At 71.3% G+C, this 20,000-nt stretch carries 12 protein-coding genes; 3 read left to right on the forward strand and 9 right to left on the reverse strand.

Annotated elements, in window-relative coordinates; translation table 11 throughout:
- The 4 genes from AC1DT4_RS13445 to AC1DT4_RS13460 all read right to left on the reverse strand — a co-directional run.
- Positions 1–2,085, reverse strand: a 2,085-nt coding sequence (locus AC1DT4_RS13445; RefSeq protein ID WP_477090300.1) for a multicopper oxidase domain-containing protein, incomplete at its 3' end; no start/stop codon positions are given.
- Positions 2,086–2,144: 59 nt separating this feature from the next.
- Positions 2,145–3,479 (reverse strand): multicopper oxidase domain-containing protein, encoded by a 1,335-nt coding sequence (locus AC1DT4_RS13450; RefSeq protein WP_477090301.1) that lies wholly within the window; start codon positions 3,477–3,479, stop codon positions 2,145–2,147.
- Positions 3,480–3,484: 5 nt separating this feature from the next.
- Entirely contained in the window at positions 3,485–4,801 is a 1,317-nt protein-coding gene (locus AC1DT4_RS13455; protein WP_477090302.1) for a multicopper oxidase domain-containing protein, read from the reverse strand.
- A gap of 34 nt (positions 4,802–4,835) precedes the next feature.
- Entirely contained in the window at positions 4,836–11,426 is a 6,591-nt protein-coding gene (locus AC1DT4_RS13460) for an SdrD B-like domain-containing protein (RefSeq protein ID WP_477090303.1), read from the reverse strand.
- Positions 11,427–11,693: 267 nt separating this feature from the next.
- On the opposite strand from AC1DT4_RS13460, the gene AC1DT4_RS13465 reads away from it, so the two are divergent.
- On the forward strand, positions 11,694–12,365 hold the full coding sequence (locus AC1DT4_RS13465) for a response regulator transcription factor (protein WP_477090304.1): 672 nt from the start codon (positions 11,694–11,696) through the stop codon (positions 12,363–12,365).
- On the forward strand, positions 12,337–13,482 hold the full coding sequence (locus AC1DT4_RS13470; protein ID WP_477090305.1) for a sensor histidine kinase: 1,146 nt from the start codon (positions 12,337–12,339) through the stop codon (positions 13,480–13,482). Before AC1DT4_RS13465 ends, AC1DT4_RS13470 begins: the two co-directional genes overlap by 29 nt.
- 1,248 nt (positions 13,483–14,730) lie before the next feature.
- Here AC1DT4_RS13470 and AC1DT4_RS13475 read toward each other — a convergent pair.
- The 3 genes from AC1DT4_RS13475 to AC1DT4_RS13485 are packed head-to-tail and all read right to left on the reverse strand — an operon-like array spanning position 14,731 to position 17,494.
- Entirely contained in the window at positions 14,731–16,350 is a 1,620-nt protein-coding gene (locus tag AC1DT4_RS13475; protein WP_477090306.1) for an alpha/beta hydrolase, read from the reverse strand.
- 33 nt (positions 16,351–16,383) lie between these two features.
- Positions 16,384–16,797 carry a nuclear transport factor 2 family protein gene (locus AC1DT4_RS13480; protein ID WP_477090307.1) on the reverse strand — a complete coding sequence of 138 codons (414 nt, stop codon included), beginning with the start codon at positions 16,795–16,797 and terminating at the stop codon, positions 16,384–16,386.
- 1 nt (position 16,798) lies between these two features.
- Entirely contained in the window at positions 16,799–17,494 is a 696-nt protein-coding gene (locus AC1DT4_RS13485) for a DUF998 domain-containing protein (protein WP_477090308.1), read from the reverse strand.
- Positions 17,495–17,574: 80 nt separating this feature from the next.
- On the opposite strand from AC1DT4_RS13485, the gene AC1DT4_RS13490 reads away from it, so the two are divergent.
- Complete coding sequence (locus tag AC1DT4_RS13490; RefSeq protein ID WP_477090309.1) at positions 17,575–18,054, forward strand: MarR family winged helix-turn-helix transcriptional regulator; 480 nt, start codon at positions 17,575–17,577, stop codon at positions 18,052–18,054.
- 6 nt (positions 18,055–18,060) lie between these two features.
- Here the strand turns inward: AC1DT4_RS13490 and AC1DT4_RS13495 are convergent, their stop codons facing one another.
- Positions 18,061–18,630 carry an OsmC family protein gene (locus AC1DT4_RS13495; RefSeq protein WP_477090310.1) on the reverse strand — a complete coding sequence of 190 codons (570 nt, stop codon included), beginning with the start codon at positions 18,628–18,630 and terminating at the stop codon, positions 18,061–18,063.
- 27 nt (positions 18,631–18,657) lie between these two features.
- The gene (locus tag AC1DT4_RS13500) at positions 18,658–19,857 is read right to left on the reverse strand and encodes an NAD(P)/FAD-dependent oxidoreductase (RefSeq protein ID WP_477090311.1); all 1,200 of its coding nucleotides are present in this window, start codon (positions 19,855–19,857) and stop codon (positions 18,658–18,660) included.
- Positions 19,858–20,000 lie beyond the last annotated feature (143 nt).

Genomic DNA, 20,000 nt, shown 5'->3' on the forward strand with positions numbered 1-20,000 from the left:
GGTCAGGGTCATGGGGGTGGCCAGGCCGAGGCCGGGGTCGGTGCCGCGGAACCATTCGGCGCGGGTCAGGGTGGAGGTGTCGGTGGCGGTGCCGGTCAGGGTGATGGTGGTGGCGCCGAGGGTGGGGTTCGGGGTGGCGCTCAGGGCGGAGATCACGGGGCGGACCTTGTCCACGACCAGGGTCCCGGTGGCGTACGGTCCCCAGTTCCCGGCCGCATCCCGGCCGTGCACCGAGATCGTGTGCGACCCGTTCGCCAACGCCCCCACCGTCGCCAGCGGGATGTCCGCGTAGACGCCCTCGCTCGCGCTGGAGTACCCGCCGTCGGCGGCGTTCACGACGAAGCCCGTGCCGGTGGCGCCGACCGCGTCGACGAAGCCTTCCGCGCGGGCGACGGGTGTGTTGACCCCGCCCGAGGCCGGGTCGGTCACCGTGGTGGTCACGCGGACCGCGGCGATGCCCGAGTTGAAGGGCAGGGTGCCGTTGTTCGGCGTCACGGCGACGGTCACGGGCGACGTGGTGGTGGGTCCGGTCTTGTCCACCGTGAGGTTCGCGGTGGCGAGTTCGCCCCAGTTGCCGGCGGCGTCGCGGGCGTGGATCGACACCACGTGGCTGCCCTCGGCGAGGGCGTTGACGGTCGCCGCGGCGATCGTTCCGTCGATGCTGGACACGGACGACGCGGTGCCGACGGTCAGGGACGCGCCGGTGCCGTCGGCGCCGACGGCGCCGACGAAGAGCTCGGCAGCCGCGATGTCGCCCCCGCCGCTCGCGGTGTCGTCGGCCGTCGCGCTGACGGTGACGGCCGCGGTGCCGTTGGTCGCGTCGGGGGTCAGCGTCTGGGCGCTCGTGGTGGGTCCGGCGGAATCGCCGGCGCTGATCAGCACAGAGCTGAACGGACCCCAGTTCCCCAGGGCGTCCTGGCCGCGCGCGTACAGGACGTGCTGACCGACTATGGCGGGTGCCCCGGCGCTGACGACGTTCTCGGTCGCGGAGTCGAACGTGCCGTCGACCGGGCTCATCGCGGTGCCCGTGCCGCTCGCCACAGTGTCCACGTAGTACTCGGCCGCCTGGATGGCGGCTCCTCCCGTGCCGGCGTCGCTGATCGTCGCGGTGACGTCGGTGGCGCTCTGGAGGGCACTGGTCGCGGGACCGGCGTCGTCGCCGCCACCGGTGCCGGCGACGTCGAGGAGGGTGAGCATGCCGCCGATGCCGGCCGTGTTGCTGTTGTGCAGCAGCAGGTTGCCGTCGTGCACGACGAGCGTGCGGTCGGTGGTCGACGCGGCGGGCGTCACCAGGGCGTCTGCGGTCTGCCCGGGACCGAAGGTCTCCGCGACGTACTGCCGCGCCAGGTTCAGCGGGCTGCCGTCGAGCGCGACCACGTTCTGGTGGGCGCCGAGCACGGACATCGAGTGGTATTGGCTCCCGGCGTTGACGTAGCGCAGCAGGGTGGTACGGCCGACCGCCGTCGTGATCGGGGCGGTGTCCGGGTAGGCCTTGCCGTTGACCAGGAAGTAGCGGGGGTTGTACTTGCGCATGTCGAAGCTCGCGGGGCTGGGGGCGTTGTTCAGCGCGGGGTCGATCTCGCTGAGCACCAGCACGGCCTCGTCGTCGAACGCGGTCGACGCGGAGTCGTAGGCCCGGCCCGCGGTCGGGGGGCGCACGACGAGGGCGCCGTAGAGGCCCATGGCGACCTGGTGCTGGGCGTTGGCCAGGAGACCCGCCTCGTAGAGGTAGGTGCCGGGCCGGCTCGCGTTGAAGGAGTAGACGGAGGTGCCCGCGGGCGCCGCGCCGACGCGGTCGGGGACCATCGCCTGCCCCTGGACCAGGAGGGCGGTGGCTTCCGCGAGCTGGTTGTGCAGCGTGATCTGCACCGTGTCGCCCACGTTCACCACGAGCGTGGGTCCGCCGGGCGCCGTCGCGGCCGCGCCGGTCGTGTTGTAGCCCCACACCGTGACGACCTGGCCGCCCGCGGGCAGGGTCGTGCTCCCGGAGACCGCGTACAGGTCGATCGGGACGGCCGCGGCCGCGGCCGGACCGGCCACCGACACCAGGGCCAGCACGAGCGCCAGCGCACCGCCGGCTGCCACGGCGGAGGTGACCCTCCGAAGGCTCGTTGCGCCAATCATCGTTCTCCCCACCCCTTCGCTCATCCGCAGCTGTTGGGCGGCGGCGGGTTGATCCGCATGTAGGTGATGGGGCCGGTCATGGTGGCGCCCCACGAGGTGATCTGGAACAGGGCGTGGTTGTGGCTGATGATGTAGTACTCACCGCACTGGTTCAGGGTCGGCGTGCCCGGCGGCAGCGTCTGTGTGCTGCCCAGGTACGGGCTGCCGCTGTAGAACACCCCGATGACCTCGTTGGCCAGGCTCGGCACGGTGACCGGCACCGGGTTGCTCACCGGGTCGTAGCCCTCGGCGTCGTACCACTTGAACAGCACGTCCCAGGTCTGCCCGGGTCCCACGTTGATCGCGAACTTCTCGAACGACAGGTCCTGCCCGGCGGGCCCCTCGAGCGGGCGGCCGTCGCGGCCGATGACCAGGCCGTTGTTGCCGTGCGGATGGAACGGGAAGTCCTCGGTGCCGACGTTGAGGTAGCGCGCCAGGCCCGGGTACGGGTGCGTCGAGACGTCGTAGGGGTTCACGGACGCGAGCGATCCGTACGGCTGCGTCGGCAGCCACGAGGCGCCGTTGTCGGCGATGCTGTCGGGGAACCCGCGCCCGTTGATGAGCCAGTAGCGCGGGTGGTACGAGTTCATGTTGAACGTGGTCCCGGCCTCGACCGCGGCGTGCTGGTACGGGTCGATCTCCGAGAGCAGGACCATGAACTCCTCGGTCGGCGTGAACTGGCTGTCGGACCGGTCGTAGGCGAACCCGGCGCCGAGCGCTGGCCGCACGATCAGCGCGCCGAACAGCCCCATCCGCACCTGCTTCTCGGGGTTCGTGCCGGACTCGTACAGGTACGTGCCGGGCTTCGACGCGGTGAACGTATAGGACATCGTGCCGTCCACGGCCGCGGCCGTCGGAGCCAGCGAGGTCACCCGCCCGCCGCTCGTCACGGGCTCGGACGGAGCACCGTCGGCCCGCACGCCCTCCTGGCCCGGGAAGACGATCGAGGCCGCCTCGGGGAGCGTGTTGTGCAGGATCACGGTCACCTGGTCGCCCTCGTGCACGCAGAGCACGGGGCCTGGGTGCTGGAACGAGTCGAACCCGCTCGAGTATCCCCACATGAACGCGGTGTTGCCGTCCGGGAGGCTGATGTACCCGGTCCGCGTGGTGAGGTCGAAGATCGGGCTCCCGGGCACGGAGCCCGCGCCCGTGGTGCACACGATGCCGACTTTCGGCGGTGCGTCGGCGGTGGCCGGCGATGCGCCCACGAGCGCCGCCACCGTCGCCCACGCCAGCGCCAGCACGGCGACGATCGCGGGACCGCGCAGGGCGCGACGGGACGCCCTGCCCTGCAGGAGTGCGCGGTTGCTGGTCACGGGGCTCAGACTCCCCAGTCGTTCGGATAGGCCTGCGGGTTGACGCCGCTCGCATAGACGCGGACCTCGGTGGCCTGGCCGCCGAAGCCGCCCGGAGCGCGGTTGTCGGACCTGGCGTACGCGCGGTTGTAGAGCATGTACGTGTCGTAGGCTCCGGCCCCCTGCTTCGCGGGGGCGGTGAAGAGCACGTCGTAGCTCTCGCCGGGGCCGATGTTGAGCGTGTCGGTCTCGTAGGAGGTGTTCGTGCCGTCCCGTCCTCGCATCGGCGTGGCGTCGCGGCCGACCACCGTCATCCGCAGCCCCGAGAGGGTCATCGCCTGCTCGCGGAACCCCAGGTTGGAGAACCGGAGCGCCACACGCTCGCCCGCGTTGCAGTTCACCAGCGACGAGTGCGGCTGATACTGCAGCTGGGGGAAGCCCGCCGGGGCGATGAGATCGCCGTTCGCATCCCGCACGGGGTGGAACGGGTCGATCGACCCGTTCGGCGCGATCGTGTCGGGGTAGACCCGCCCGTTGAGCAGCGCGAAGTCGGCCCGGTAGTCGCTCCACTCGGGGAGCTGGATGTGCGCGTCGGCCCAGTGGGCCTCGGCCCAGACCTCCGACAGGAACATGGCGAACTCGCGGTCGAACCCGGTCGAGCCGTCGCCGTCGTTGTAGAGGTACTTGCCGCTCGGGTAGTACGACGTGTTGCCGTCCTGCAGCGGCCGGACGAAGACGAGCCCGGTCATGCCCATGTGCACGTGCTCCACGTCCTCGACGTGGCAGTGGTACATGTACGTGCCGGGGTCCCGGGGGCGGTACGCGTACGTGAACTCGCGCCCCATCGGCACCGAGACCGAGCCGGTGGGCTCGCCGTCGAAGAACGGGATGACGTTGCGGAACCCGTGCCAGTGCAGGGTGTGCGCGTCGAACAGGTCGGGCCGCTGGGCCAGACCCAGGTTGGTCAGCTGCACCAGGAAGTCGACGGGGTGGGCCGGGTCGTACTGCTTGGCCCAGAACAGCGGAGCGGAGTGCTGCGCCTTGTTCTTCTGGTTCGCCTTCTGGGTGGGCGTCAGGCCCGTGACGTTGCGGAACCCGAAGATGTAGGTGGTGAACGGCGACGGCGCGTAGACGTCGGGGTGGAACGGCGGGATGGCCGGCGTGGGCGGCAGGTAGATCCAGCCGTCCGTGCCGCCCAGGGCCAGGTCCGCGACGCCGCCGGCCGCGACCGCGGCCTCGGGCAGCAGCACCTTGCCGGTCCACGCGATGCCGCCGGCGACGGCCGCGACCCCGCCGGCGACCTGCAGGAACTGGCGTCGGCTCAAGCCTTCGCTCGCACTCATCCCGGTCTCTCCCCTCGGGTGGTGGCGGATCAGGTCAGGGGACATCGAAGGCGTCCAGGTCCTGGGTGTCGGCGGTCAGTCGCAGGACCGTGCCGTCGAAGTACGTCGACCACACACCGCCGTCGTCGCGGACCACGTCCTCGTCCTGGGCCGCGAGGGCGCCCGGCGCGGTCGTGTCGCTGCTGTAGGACAGGTACACGTGCGTCGGGTCGATCCAGACGAGCCCGTCGACGTTGGCCTGCGACCACCCGACGGCCGACGCGTCGACCATCCGCGTGTAGGAGCTGCCGCCGTTCCAGCGGTAGATGTCGGCGTCGTCGCCGGTCCCGCCCGCGCCCGGGGGCACGACCGTGTTGTCGGTGGAGAAGTACAGCCGGTTGTCGACGACGCTGATCGCGTCGAGGTCCGTGCTGCCCAGCCCGCTGGCGCTGCCGTCGTAGAACATCGACCACGTCCCGGTGTCGTAGTAGACGACGTCCTCGTCCTGGACGGCCAGGTCCGGTCCCGGCACCGGGATCGTGACGGAGCCGTTGAAGGACAGGTAGAAGTGCGTGTCGTCGATCCGGTCGAGGCCGTCGACGTTGGCCGCGGCGGGCAGCGGGTTGGTGATGGCCGAGACGTCGACCGCACGCGTGAACTCGGTCCCGGTCCAGCGGTAGACGTCGGCGTCGTCGGCGGTGCCGGCCAGGTCGGTCGGGTTGGTGCTCCCGAACGTCGAGAACGAGATCGGCGCAGGGGCGGGTCCGCCGCCGGCCTCGTCGGCGCCGCTGTCGAAGCCGCCGAGCGCCGGGCGCGTCTGCCCGTCGATGTCCAGCAGCGGCGCACCGAGCGTGGCGGCAGGCTGCTGGTACGACGGCACCGCCTTGCTGGCAGCCCCGAGGTTGCACGCCGGCGATCCCGGGCACGCGCTCAGGTGGTAGTTGCCGAGCAGGTTCGGCGGCGCCTCGAGGGTCACCAGGGTGGCGTCGACGAACGCGGGGTTCTGCCGCCACGTGGCGAAGGCGACCGACACGTCGTACGGCTGGACCACGCCCGGGTCGATGCCGACCAGGTTGGTCGGGCTCGTCGTGTACGGACGCGTGCCGGCGTTCTGCTGCAGCAGGGTGGTGGTCGGCGCCAGCTGGCCCGTGCCGTCGGCCACCCCGAGGTCCCAGTAGTCGGTGTCGGCGGGCCCGGCCAGGCCGATCCCGGTGACGGTGGTACCGGCCCGGGTGCCAGCCCGGTTGTCCGAGAAGATGTTGTTGAACAGCAGCGGGTTGCTGAACACCGGCGAGCCGGCGGGCAGGGTGACCTGGAGCTCGTCGCTGTTGGCGGACGTCGACAGACCCGCCGGCATCGGCTGACCGTCGGACGTCACGGCCGTGGCCGTCGTCAGGTTCTTCATGATCGTGTTGTTGTAGACCCGCACGTTCGGGGCGTCGTCGATGGCGATGCCGCCGCCCTCGTGGGTGGACACGTTGTTGACGATCAGGTTGTCGAAAACGTTCATCGGGTAGTTCCCGGCCATGAGGAACCGCACGCCGCCGCCGTCGTCGTTGGCCAGGTTGGCCTGGATCTGGTTGGCGTAGATGTCGACCGGGCCGGAGCCGGGGGAGAGCGCGCCGGGCGTCGTCGGCAGCTCGCCGGCGATCATGATCGCGCCGCCCTCGTCGTTCGAGTTGTTGAGGTAGATGCGGTTCTGGTGGATCTTCCCGTTCGGGCTCAGGCCGTAGACGCTCAGGCCGCCGCCGTACTCGAGCGAGAAGTTGCCGCAGATGTCGTTGCGCGTGACCTCGTAGCGGTCGGCGCCAGCGAAGATCCCGATGCCGCCCGCCAGGTTGGTGCCGGCGTTCGAGATGATCCGGTTGTTGGCGATCCGGACGTCCTCGTTGTGCTGGCTGGTGTCGGGCGCGGGCAGGTCCGGCGTGCCGAGGCGGATCGTGCCGTAGCCGCCGCCGTTGTTCTGCACGACGTTGTTGGTGATCTGCAGGTAGCGCGCGTAGGCGTTGGCCATGATCGCGCCGCCCTGCGTGACGATGCCCGGGGGCAGGCCCGTGGGTCCGCCGGTGAGGTCGTTGATGTTCCCGGGGAAGCCCTGCTGGTCGCCGCCGCGGATGTCGAAGCCGTCGATGGCGCCCTTGAAGCCCGCGGTGAACTGGCGCGCGACGCCTGTCGCCGTGGTGGCGTTCTGCGAGGCCAGCACGTAGATCGCCTCGCCGTCGTTGACGGCCTGGTTGCCGTCCCAGGTGAGCGCGCCGAGCCGCGTGTACCAGTCGGTGGCCAGCACGCTGTCGCCGCCGAAGGCGCTGCCGTCGATGATCGAGCCCGGGACGAAGGTACTGCCCTGGAAGCCGCCGGGGCCGACACCCTGGAGCTTGACCGGCGAGGCCATGATGACGTTCTCGTAGTAGGCGCCGCGCGGGTTGTTGCGCGGGTTGGCCAGGTCGGGCTGACCCGGGTACACGACCACGAGGTCGTTGCCGGGGCTCGCGTAGCCCGCGTCGATCGCCGCCTGCACCTTGGCGAACGGCTTGCCGGGCCCGACCTCGTAGACGTTGGGCAGGTACCCGCCGGGCAGGACGGACACGTTGCCGCCGGCGAAGTTGTCGAAGCGGACGTCGTTCGGAGCGTTGAAGCTGGCCGCCGCGGTGGCCGTGAAGCGGACCCCGAGGCGGCCGCCGCCGGTGACCAGAGCCGTCGGCCACGGGGTGGGCCCGGTGCTGACGTTGGCGGTGCCGACGAGGGTGCCGTTCTTGTAGACGTTCACGGTGCCGTCAGACAGCGCGCGGGCACCCAGCTGGTCGCCGGCCGCGAACGTGATGCCCGGCAGGGTCGCCCGGACCACCGGGTTCGCCGCCTGCGCCGCCGAGGCCGCCGTCGCGACGACGACAGTGCCGGTGGTCGCGTTGGCGGTGACCCCGATGTAGCTGGTGACCGCGCCACCGCCGGCCGTGCCGACCTTCAGCAGCACGCCGCCCTGGCGGTTGCCGCTGGGCACGAGGGTCTTGGTGAACGTGAGGCGCGCGTCCTGGTTCGGGCCGAACGCGGCGCCGGAGCTCCGGTAGATGTTGGCGCCGACGCCGCGGACCTGCGCCTGGTTGGCGTCGCTCGCGGGCGTGGTCGGCGTGATCCGGTACAGGCTCGTCGTCTGGCTGCCCGAGCCGCCCCAGGCGCTGCCGAGCGCCTGCGTGGTGCTGGCCGTGCTGCGGTTGAACGTGTCGAGCACGCTGCCGGCCGGGAAGGCTCCGTAGCTGCTGCGCAGCACGTGGAACGTCAGCCCGTTGACGGTGCTCTGCCCGTTGCCGGCCGTGACGGCCAGCTGGTGGGGTCCGGGCGGAGTGCTGGCGGGGACGGTGACCGCGATCTGCTGGGCGCCCCAGCTGCTGACGGGCAGGGCTGTGCCGTCGAGGGTGACCTTCCCGCTCCCCTGGGTGCCGCCGAACCCGGTCCCGGTGATGGTGATCCCACCGGTGTCGCGCACGTACGGCTGCGAGACCGCGAACAGCTGCGGCGTGGCGGTGTCGAGCGTGCACGCGACGGCCTGCGGCAGGCCCGTCGACGGGGACTCGATGGTGAGCCCCACCTGCGTCGGCGCGAGGTCGGTCGGGATGATCAGGCCGGGGAACGCCTCGAACTCGGTGGCGATCGTGCGGTACCGCGGGTTCCAGTTCGGGTTGAGGTGACCGGGCACGCCCGGGTCGTTGGCGACGAACCGGTACATGTTCGCGCACACGCCGGACGGCGTCGGGCAGCTGATGTGGTTGGTCGACGGCATGAGCACGTCGTAGACGCCGTTGAAGTCGGACTCGGTGGTGTAGACGAGCCGGTCGTTGAAGTCGTAGATGCCGACTGGCGCGAACGGGACGCCGGCCTTCTCGCCGAACATCGTCGAGCGCGCATCGTTGGAGAAGTTGATGTCGTCCACCACGAGCCCGCGCATCCGGGCCGGGATCGGGACGTCGGTGAAGACGTTGAACATCGGCACGATCGACTTGCCGTTGTTGACGCGCACCAGCTTGGTGTCGCAGCGCGGGCGCGGTGCGCCCTCGTACGGGGACCCTCCGATGTCGACGAAGGTCGCGTTGGTCACCGGCGTCGACGCCGGCACGGTCACGCCGACCGGGACGTCGTTGGTCACGCCGCCGTCACCGACCACCGGCCCGTAGCCGTCCGTCCCGTCGTCGGCGAGGTCGACGGTGTGCAGGGCGCCGGCGCAGGCCGGCGGGGGCACCTGCGGCACGATCTGGTCGCCGTTGCCGATGTTGATGTCCTCCTCGCCGGTCACCTTGTACATCGGGTTCCCGGACGCGTCGTCGGGCACGTCGATCCGGACCAGGTAGTCGCCGGCCCCGAGCGCCTCGAACGCGCCGCCGACACACTGCGGGTCAGCCGGGTCCGAGGCGTCGAGGGTGCCGCCCACGCACGCGTCGCCGAACCCGTAGTTGCCGTCGACGGAGGCGCCGAAGTTGGCGTCGGGCGTGCCCTGGTCGGTCGGGTACGGCCCGAACTGGATCTCCTGCATGAAGCTCGAGATGCACGGGCCGTCGGACTCCTGGTTCGGCGCCAGGACCTTCTCGTCCACGCCGTGGACCAACGGGTTGCCGTCGACGTCCCGGGCCGTGCACCCGGTGGGCCGGCTCCAGTGCTCGGTCACGTACGTGTTGAGCAGGGCGCCGGTGGCGTAGGAACCGTCGGTCGCGAGCTCGTACCGCTCGTCGGCGTCGCACGGCGCACTCGTCGTGCCGCAGGGCACGGGCGCGTAGAGCTCGACGGGGACGTCCGACACGCCCGGCTGCCAGTCCTCCGAGACGGCGTACTGGGGGTCGAGCTCGTTGCGGGTGGTGTCGTAGCTGACCGTGCCGACGATGCCGCCGTTGCGGGGGTCAGTGTGGTTGGCGCCAGTCGGGTCGTACGCGTGCACGCCCCAGTCCATGCGGCCCCCGAGGCCGATGATGTTGAGGACGCTGACGTCGACGCCCGCGCCCTTGACGGTGGTCGGGGTCGGCTGGTTGTCGGCCTGGTAGGTGACGCCGGTCGTGTAGAAGGAGTCGCTGTACGCCTCCATGACGGTCCACTCGCCGAGTGGGTAGGCGGCCTCGAAGAAGTAGTGGCCGGTCGCGTCGGTGGTCGCCGACGTCTGGCCGCGGTCCATCAGCGAGTTCTCCTCGCGGCGCAGCGTGAGAGTGAAGTTGGAGACACCCGGCTCGCCGGGGTCCTTCGCGCCGTTGCGGTTCGTGTCGTTGAACACGTAGCCGTCGTAGGTGGTCCACCAGCCGTTGAGCCCGAGCGTGCCCAGCTGCTCGGTCTGTCCGTTGCTGATAGTGACGTTCAGCATGTTGAGGTTGTAGTCCTGGGGCTCGTCCCACCAGCTGAGCATGTAGTTGCCGTCGGGCACGCCGGAGATGTCGAACTGGCCGTTCGCGTCGCCCTGGCCCACCCAGACGGCCTGGTCACCGTTCTGCAGGTCGGCCAGCGAGAGCCAGGGCCGCACGATCGGCTTGTCGGCCTTGGTGCCGGTGTTCCCGCCCCAGAAGTCGAACGACCCGCCCTTGGGCGGTGTGTAGGTCTTGATGCCGACGACGTTGCCGACGATGTGGCCCGAGGCCGACGGCGACAGCGGCTGCCCGTTGTGCGTCGGGGGCGCGAACCCGAACAGCGGCTGTGGGACCTGCTCGCCGCCCTGGACGAACTCGGTGTCGTACCCGGTCATGCCCTCCATCACCCAGGCGTCCCAGTCGTGGTTGCCCTCGAGCGTGGTGGTCTGGATCCAGGACTGGCCGTCCGGCGGGATGGCCGACAACGCGTACCGGTTGGTGCCCAGGTGGGGGATGGTCAGCAGCCCGTCGGCGTCGCTGACGCACTGGCCGCCCACGTGGTCGACCACCGGCAGCATGTCGGCGTCGAGGTCGGCGAGCGGGATCTGGTGGGTATCCGGGTCCTCGCCGACGTACGTCGTGCACAGGGGGTTGCCGTAGACGTCGGTGCTGACCTCGCCCAGGTAGTCGGTGATCTGTCCGACGAAGCCGGGCAGGCCCGCGTCGCCGGGGTCGAGGGTCCCGTTGGTCGGGGCGATGTCCGCGAACACCTGGCCCCGTAGGGTCGAGTCGGGCAGCGGGTTCGGCTGCACCTCGACCACGACCGGCGCGCTGGTGGCGAGCGGCATGGTCAGGTGGACGCCGTCGATCTTGTAGCCGTCCGCCAGCACGGACACGAGGTACCGACCGTCGGGGAGGGTGATCGAGGCGCCGCCGGTGACGTCGGCCTGGTCGCCCTGCGTGTAGATCGTGCTGGAGTGCGGGACCTCCTGGATCGACGGCCACGCGCAGCTCTGGGGGTACCCCGGATCAGTCGCGGCGCAGCCGGTGCCCGGGGCGGGGGAGCGCTGCGCGGTGGTGCCGGTGTTGTCGACGCTCACGAGGTACTGGAAGTCGGGCACCGCGGCGCCCTTGACCACGCCGGCACCCCCGAATGCACGGGGCTCCGTTCGGGCGCTGATCACCTGCAGCTTGAGCGCGTTCGTCGCCGCGTGCGCGGCGACACCGGGCAGCGCGACGAGCATCGCCACCGACAGCGCCAGCGCGGCCACGCCGGAGGCGCCCTTCCGCCACGCAGGGATCCTCGTCGCGACTGCCTTGTGTTCACGCATGCGCTGCACCCTCCCGGCGAGCCCGGACGCTGTGGGTCCCAAGGTCCGCCGCTCAGCGGGCGCACAGCCCGAACCTGGCGAAGCGGTCATCAGTTCGTCATCTACGCGTCATGAAGAGCCTGGTCAGCGCGGCGCCAGGGTGAATTCCGTCCGATTTGCGTGCATTCGACCCGTCGGGAGCAGCATGCTTCCAGGGGATCTCGTTGCAGGAAGCCGATGAACCGCCGCAGCGGCGCGGTGAGCGGTCGATGTCTGCGGGGCGGGTCGATGAGCACGGTCATGGTGGTCGACGACGAGGAACGCATACGGGCGCTCGTGGGCAGGTCGCTGACGGCGGCCGGGCACCGGGTGGTGACGGCCACCGACGGTCGGTCCGCGCTCGACCGGTTGGCATCGGGAGGCATCGACCTGGTCCTGCTCGACCTGCTGATGCCCCACGGTAACGGGCTGTCGGTGCTCTCCTCGCTGGGTCAGCGGCGAGACGAGACCCCGGTGATCGTGCTCTCGGCCGTCACCGACGTCGCCGCCCGGGTGCAGGCTCTGGAACGGGGCGCCGTCGACGTCGTCGCCAAGCCGTTCTCTCTCGTCGAGCTGCTCGCGCGGACCCGTCGCCACCTCGGCACCAAGCCGACCGCGCCCGCGCAGGTTCGGTATCTCAGCGCTGGCGGGATCCGGCTGGACCTCGACCGGCGGCGGGCGCACCTGCCCGACCGGGAGGTGTCGCTGACCGAGCGGGAGTTCGCCCTCTTGGCCCACCTGATGCGCCGCCGCGGCGAGGTCTGCCGCCGCGAGGAGCTGCTGCGGGCCGTCTGGGGGCTGGACTTCGATCCGGGCAGCAACGTCGTCGAGGTCTGCGTCCGCCGGCTGCGCAAGAAGCTCGAGCCGGACCCCGCGATCGAGACGGTGCGCCGTGTCGGATACTGCTTCGACGCCGACTGACACCGGTCCGGCCGACGAGCGGGTGCGCTGGGACCTGTACCTCGTCTGGCTGGCGTTCGCCGCGTTCTGTGCGGTCATGATGTGGGCGTGGCCCGGGAACGAGACCATCCCCTACCACCTCGCGTGGGCGGCATTCGCTCTGCTGTACGCGCTAGGTAACTGGCGGCTGCGTTGGGCGATCATCGGCATGATCTTCTGCGCGATCGCGACCGGCGCGCTGCTGCTCGCGAGCGCCGCCCGCGGGTACATCGAATGGTCTGAGGCCACCGAGATCCCCCTCATGACACTTCTGGTGGTCCTCGGCGTGTGGCACGTGCGGCGGCGCCAGGTAGCGCTGCGAACCGTCACGGCGATGGCGGAGCGAGAGCACGAGCAGGCGGTAGACCGGGAGCGGCTGACCCGACTGACCTCCCACGAGATGCGGACCCCACTGACCATCGCGCGCGGCTATGTCGAGCTGCTCCTCGGGCGCGTGGTCGACCCGGGACAGAGGCACGACCTCTTGGTGATCGACGACGAGCTGGACCGGCTCACGCGTGCGACCGAACGGCTCGTGCGGGCGATCCGTTTCCAGGGCGGGGCCGACCTCTCACGGGTCGACATCGACGCACTGCTGCGTGAGACCGCGGGTCGGTGGGCCCAGGTGGCCGATCGGCGCTGGGTCGTGGACGCCCGTGCCGGCGAGCTGGTCGGGTCGGCGGAACGTCTCCGGACGAGCCTCGACACACTTATCGAGAATGCCCTGCGCTACACGACCGACGGAGGCACGGTGCGGCTCGAGGGCTCGCGCGGGGCCCACTGGGTACAGATCGCGGTGGGCGACTCCGGGCCGGGGTTCAGCGCGGAGCAGCTGGCGGTGATCAACGACGGAGTCGACGAGCAGGCGCAGACCCCCCGCGACGAGCTCTCGCAGAGCGGGTTGGGGCTGGGGCTCGTCCGCGGGGTCGTCGCCGCCCTGCACGGGAGGCTCCGCGCCGACGTCTCTGCGGAGGGCGGGGCTCTCCTGGCGATGCAGTTCCCACTGCAATCGACGACGGTGGCGCCACCAGTCCGACCGGGCGAGCTATCGGTCCGGCGCGCCATGTCGGACTCCGTGTCGCCGGACGTCGCGGTGTGAGAGCGCGAGTCTGAAGCGGACATATCCGCCCGACCGGAACGCACGACTGTCTCGACGAGACCAGCAACCCTTCATGAGTCGGTGGGAGTGGTGACCGCGAGCAAGTCGGCTTTGCGGCGCACGGAGCATGTCGCTTCGCGGTAGCGCGGATGCATGATGTCGCGGGCGCTGCTGGCGCCATCCATCAGGTGGCGTGTCCGAATGCCAGAGTCCTCGAGACGGCCGGCGTGGGCAGACCGACGGCACAATCCCTCTCGGGTCGGGAAACGAACCTGCGATGTTGTCCGGTTGTGTCCCCACGAACGGGCCCCGTGTGCCACAGAGCCTGGACAGGGGCCGCGGCTCGACGACGAGTCGTCGGCGCAGACGTTCTACGGGAGCGCGCTTTCGCAGATCGGAGGGTGCCCGAGTGGGAATCGAACCCGCCGGACGGGCGAAGCGGACACGCGCGTCGTTCCCGCAGGCCGTGACCTGCGGTTCGGTCGGGGTTCGTCCGATGTCGTTGGTGTGGATCGGTCGGTGTTGCCCCCGCCCGGGGCGGCTCCTCGCGTCGGCTCACGCGGGGGAGTGGCGACCTCCCGGTTGTATCGAGTGTTCGACCTTCGGTTGGTTCCGAGGGTCGCCCCCGCGTTCTTAGGTGCTGCCATCGGGGGCGGTGTTGCGTTGGACGGCGATCTTGGCGAGCTGGGCCACCTGCTTCTCCGTGAATCGGAGTCGACAACGGCCGAGACGCAGGTGCTCGACACGACCACGGCGCACCTGCTCTCGTACCCACCACCCGGACGTACCGAGAAGTTCGGCAGCATCCTCCGGACACCTCCCGTGTCGCTCAGGATGTTCAGTCGGGTGCATCGCTCCTCCTCTGGCCGTCGGGGCAGAGGCGGGTGTGCACACTCCCGCGCACGACGAGGCGCAGCGAACGTCCTCAGCGGAGTTCGTGACAACGTTTGCGTGCGCACGGCACGGCACGGAAACGACCGTGTGGCGGGCTGACTTACTCGACTAGCGCGTGCCGACGCCGGTGGTCGAGGTCGTTGAGAGCCTGCCGAAGGTGGAGGTCGCCGGGTGTCGGCCCCAATGGAGCCGCAAGCTCGCCCGGGTGTCCCGTGAGGTAGTGGTCGTCGCTCCGGGATGTTCTGACGACGATCGGGTCGGCGTCCGACGAGGGATTGCAGGGCCAGGGCCAGCAGCAACGCGAGCGTGGTGCCGGCAACTCGTCGCGGGGCGAGGTCGGTGCAACGCGACCGGTCAGGGAGCCCGGACTGCGCGGTCGGGGTGGCCGACGTGGACGCGCGAGGATCCGCCGTCGCGCGGCTCGAGCTCGATGCCGGCGGACGCCAGCAGGACGCCCGCCGTCCCGCTGAGGATCAGCTCGCCGGGCGCCGCGCCGGTGCCGAGACGGACGGCGAGATCGACTCCGGCGTCCGAGACGGGGCCGTGGACCGGCACCTCGGCGATGGCCAGCCCGATCGCCGCGTCGGCGGCGGCGGACAGCGCCGTGAGGCCGGCGCGCACGGCCGTGGCGGGGCCGTCGAACAGGACAACGATGTCGCCGCGTCCTGTGTGCCGTCGGCGACCGCCCGCGGCGATCAGCTCGCGGGTCGCGGCCGAGGCCTCCCGGCCTGCGGCGAATGCGATGGCGGCCAGGGCCGTGTCGTAGGTCTGCCGGGGGACCGCTGAGACGAACGGCTCCGTGGCCGCCAGGATCTGGTCGGGGTTGCCGGACACGAAGTGGTCGGACCCGTCGAGCTCGAGCAGCGCGGCGTCCGCGATGTGCTCGGCCAGATAGTGCGCGTCCCGCAGGTCGAAGAGTGCGTCGCCGGTGCGGTGCAGCACGAGGGTGGGGACGCGGATGCTGCCCAGCAGGTCACGGACGTCGACCAGGGCGTTCATGTCCATCAGCGCGCGGATGGTGCCCGGGGTGGCCGCGGCGCGCATGCGCTGCGCCCACCACCGTTCCATCGCCTCGTCGCCGGAGGGGCAGCGCATGCGGAGGTCGGCCTCCCAGTCCCAGGTGCTGACCAGGAGGTCGGTGTACGCCTCGCGCTCCTGCACGGTCTGCGCCCAGGGGTAGTCCGGCGCCCAGGTCCGTCGGGCGTAGGTCCCGTAGAGCACGAGCGACTGGACGCGCTCGGGGTGGGTCGCGGCCATCATCATGGCCATCGGCCCACCCTCGGAGTACCCGACCAGCACCGCGCGCTCGGAGCCGACTGCGTCCATCACGGCCAGCACGTCGTGCATGCGGTGCTCCAGGTCGGGGACGCCCGAGGGTCGGTCCGACATGCCGGTGCCGCGCTTGTCGAACCGGATCAGGCGGCCCATCGCGCCGAGGCCGTCGAGGAACCGGGCGTGCCGCGGGTCGCCCCAGTCCAGCTCGAGGTGCGAGACGAAGCCGGAGATCAGGACGATGTCGAGGTCACCGCCGCCGGTGACCTGGTACGCGATGTGCAGCCCGTCGCTGGTGGTGTACCGGACCGGTGCCTCGTGACCCGCGCCGGGGTGTGCGAGGCGACGGGTGGGGGCCGCCGGAGGCGGCGTGCCGGGGGTCGGGGTGATCGCGTCCGTGACCTGGGCGACGAACCGGTAGCCGCGGCCGTGGGAGGTCCGCACGACCCTCTGCGACCGGCCGTCGTCGCCCAGCGCGCGCCGGATCTGCTTGATCCGGCTGGTCACGGCCGTCTCGCTGACGAAGCGACCGCCCCAGACCTGGTCCATCAGCTCTTCCTTCGGCACCACCCGGTCGCGGTGCCGCACGAGGTAGAGCAGGACGTCGTACGCCTGGGGCTCCAGGGCGATCGGCACGCCGTCCCGGCGCAGCTCGAAGAGGACCTCGTCGAGCTCGTAGCTCGCGTCCAGAACGAGAACCATGCGCCTCGCGCTCCTTGTCGGACGCCTCGGGGCCTACACGGCCGCGGCGGTGGGCAGCGGCTCATAGCAGTCGTACGAACTCTGCCGGAGCACCCTGCCGTCGCGGAAGTCGTAGAACGCGGCGACGTGGGAGACCAGCCGGCTCCCCTCGGGGAGGCCACCCACGGCGACGGCGAGCACCGCGGTCCACGTCAGCTGGACGGCGACCTGCTCGCCCTCCTCCACGACGCGGAGCACCTCGAACGTCTGGCTTCGGATCATGCCGGCGCCCAGCTCCGCCCCCGCCTGCATCTCGGCGAGCGAGCGCCGGTGGCCCGCGGGGCGCATCAGGCTCGGGAACTCGATCTGCTCGGCCTCCGGGTGGAAGAACGCGGCGAGCCGGTCACCAGTGGCACCTGCCGAGACGGCGGCGTAGAGGTCGAGGAGGAGATCGGTCTGCGCGCTCATGTCACACCCCGTCCTCGTCCGTGCTGCGGGTGAGCCGCAGGGCGAGGACGACCGGCAGACCGTAGGCGAGCACGATCAGCGCGCGCTGCACGAGCCCGCCCAGCTGGCCGAATGCGGCGGAGCCGAACCAGAGCATCAGCACCAGCGTGAGGAACGCGACCAGCCGGGTCGGTCGGGCCAGCGTGCGCCACCCGTCGCTGCGCCGCAGTGCGGCGGCGAACAGGAAGCCGGCGACCACCAGGAACGTGAACAGGACGAGCGCGCTGAGGTTGTGCAGGACGTGGGCCGAGGACACGTCGCCGGCCTCCTCGCGGGCGAGGCAGGCCTGCTGGAGCGTCGAGCACGACTGACGCGCGAAGCCGTCGAGCACGGTGAGGAGCCCGGCGGCGATGACCAGGGCGGCCGCCGTGCGACCGGCCTTCCCCTGCAGCGTCGACCAGAGCGCGGCGCCGGACGCGAGGGCGGTGGTCGCCAGCAGGAGGAAGCCGACGATCATCACGCCGGCCGCCCGGGACTCGACCGACGCCAGCGCACTGACGCCTTCACTGAGGTGGCTGTACCCGGGATCGAGGAACCCGGCGACGAGGAGCGCCGCGACGAAGCCGAGTCCTGCCGCGCGTGCGACGTGGGCCAGCTGACGGGGACGAGTGGACGTCGTCGCGTGCTCCCGGTGGGGGCTGGTGACGGAGGTGGTCATGTCGGTGCCTTTCGGGTGAGAGGAGCGGATATGCACAACCGTAGTTGCACAACCAAGGTTGTCAAGGGTTGGATGGAGTCATGGAACTCGAGGAGCTGGACCTTCCGACGCTGACCTCGCTGGCCGCGGGGGGTGTGGTGCGCGAGCTGCTGAGCCGGATCGAGTCGGCCGGCTTCCCGGGTGTCCGGGCGTCGCACGGGTACGTGATCCAGCTGCTCGTCGAGGGCGAGCCGACGATCTCGGAGCTGGCGGCGTCGCTCGGCATCACCCAGCAGGGGGCGTCCAAGCAGGTGCGCGAGCTGGAGCAGCTCGGCTACGTCGAGCGTCGGGCTGTCCCCGGTGACGCCCGGGCGCGTGGCGTGCGGCTGACCGGGCGCGGGCGGGGCGTCCTCGAGGCCGGCCGGTCGGCCCGGGCCGAGCTGGAGGAGGAGGTCGTCCTCCGTGCAGGTCGGGCCGAGACCGAGGCCGCCCGGAAGGTTCTCGCCACAATGCTCGAGGTCGTCGGGCTGGGCGAGGGGGCACGTGGTCGGCGGGTGCCGCTGCCCGTGGACGGTGCATGAGGTGGCTCAGGCGCTGGCCACGTCGATGCTGACCGGCACGCCGTGGGCCAGCACGTCGTAGACCGCGGAGCGTCGGGTCGCCTGCCGGACCAGTCGGACCAGCGTGTCCGCGTCCGCGGCGCCCTGGACGTGGAAGGTCACTCGGATCGCCTCGAAGCCGTTCCGGACGTGGTCGTCGAGGCCGAAGATGCCGAGCAGGTCGATGTCGCCCTCGACGCGGGCGCTGACCTCTCCCAGCTCGATGCCGCGCGCGGCCGCGATGTTGGCCAGACCGCTCGTCAGGCAGCTGCCCAGTGCCTGGAGCAGGTGCTCCGCGGGGGTCGGGCCGCGGTCCTCGCCCACCAGCACGGCGGGGTGGTCGGCGTCGACGGTGAAGTCCCGTTGGTGGGTGTGCTCGGTGCCGGCGCCGTGGAAGTCGCTCACGGTGGTCCGGTTGTGGGTGCCGTCGATCCACCGCGTGGTGGTGCGGAACTGGAAGCGGCCCAGCTCGGGCTGCGCCCGGACCGCGTCGAGTGTGGCGAACAGGGCGGCCGTGTCGACACCGTTGACGGTGGTGGTGAGGTTCGCGCTCGTCATCGTGGTTCTCCTTCGTGGGTGGTGGTCTCACGCCGAGCGGACGGCGTGCTGCCCGGCGGGCGCCGGGCGCGAGGCGAGGGTCTGGGCCTCGCGGTCGAGGGCCGCGCTGAGCTCGACCTGGAGCTCGATGAAGCGCGCGGGGTCGGGGAAGGTCGTGAGCTCCGCGGTGAGGCGGTACGTCTCGGCGAGGGATTCGTCACGTGAGGCCTGGAAGGTCGTCAGTGCCTCGCGTTCCTCGGGCGGGTACCGCAGCGCGTGGTCGAGCGCGTCCGCCAGGAGCTCGGCGTCGCGGAAGGCGTCGGTGATGCCGTGGCCCGTGATCGGGTCGCGGTGATATCCGGCGTCGCCGACCAGCGCCCATCCCGGCCCGAATGCGTCCCGCACGTAGCTCGGTGGCGCGACCAGCCCCCGCACGCCCTGGACGATCCGGCCGGCGCGCACGCCTGCCGCAAGGAACGGGGCAGCGTGGTCGAGCGCGTCCACGAACGCCGCGTCACGGCGGGCGCCGCCGCGCCGCACCGCGTCGAGGAGCGAGGTGGGCCGTGAGAGCCAGACGCAGGCCTGATCGTCGTGCGTGGGGAAGGCGCCCGCGAACGCGCCGGGGGAGACGTGGAACTCGAAGCCGCCCCAACGGGCTTGGTCGACGTAGGCGTAGAAGAGCGAGACGTCGGGGGAGAACCCGCGCTGCTCCGAGGCGCCGAGCCGGGCGGCCATGGTGGACCGCAGTCCGTCGGCGCCGACGACCTGATGGGCCAGGTGGGTCTGGCGCTGCCCGTCGCGGGTACGTGCGGTCACGCCGATGACGCGGCCCGTGTCGTCGCGGAGCACGTCGGTGACGGTCGTCGCGGTGCGTAGCGTGGCGCCGGCCCGCACGGCGGCGTCGGCCAGGATCGAGTCGAGGACGTACCGCCGGGGCGCGACCAGAAGATCGACGCCTGCACTGGCCTTGAGCCGGCGCGTCCGGCGCTCGCCGCCGACCGCAAAGGTGACCGTGCGGACAGCCGGCGCGCCCGACGCGAGCACCTCGTCCAGCAGCCCCCAGCGGGAAAGCTGCACGACGCCTCCGCGAGCGATGCCGTGGGTCGAGAGCGTGTCCGCGGGAAGGTCGGCGCGGTCGAGGACCAGCACGTCGTGCCCCTGTGCGGCGAGCAGCCGCGCGGTCGCGGCGCCGGCGCAGCGGGCGCCGACGACGATGACGTCGTGGTGGCTCACGGATCGGCTGGTCATGGTGCGGTGCTCCTGTCCCGGGGACGTCCGACGGGCGTTCCGTCGGCGCTCCGAACTCTGCGTGCACTGCTGACCTCACCCTTGGCGACACCGTGGAGACGTCGTGGAGACGGCCCGTCGCGCAACCGCCACGGGCTCTCCAC

This window comes from Cellulomonas sp. P4_D11 (genome assembly GCF_056401915.1).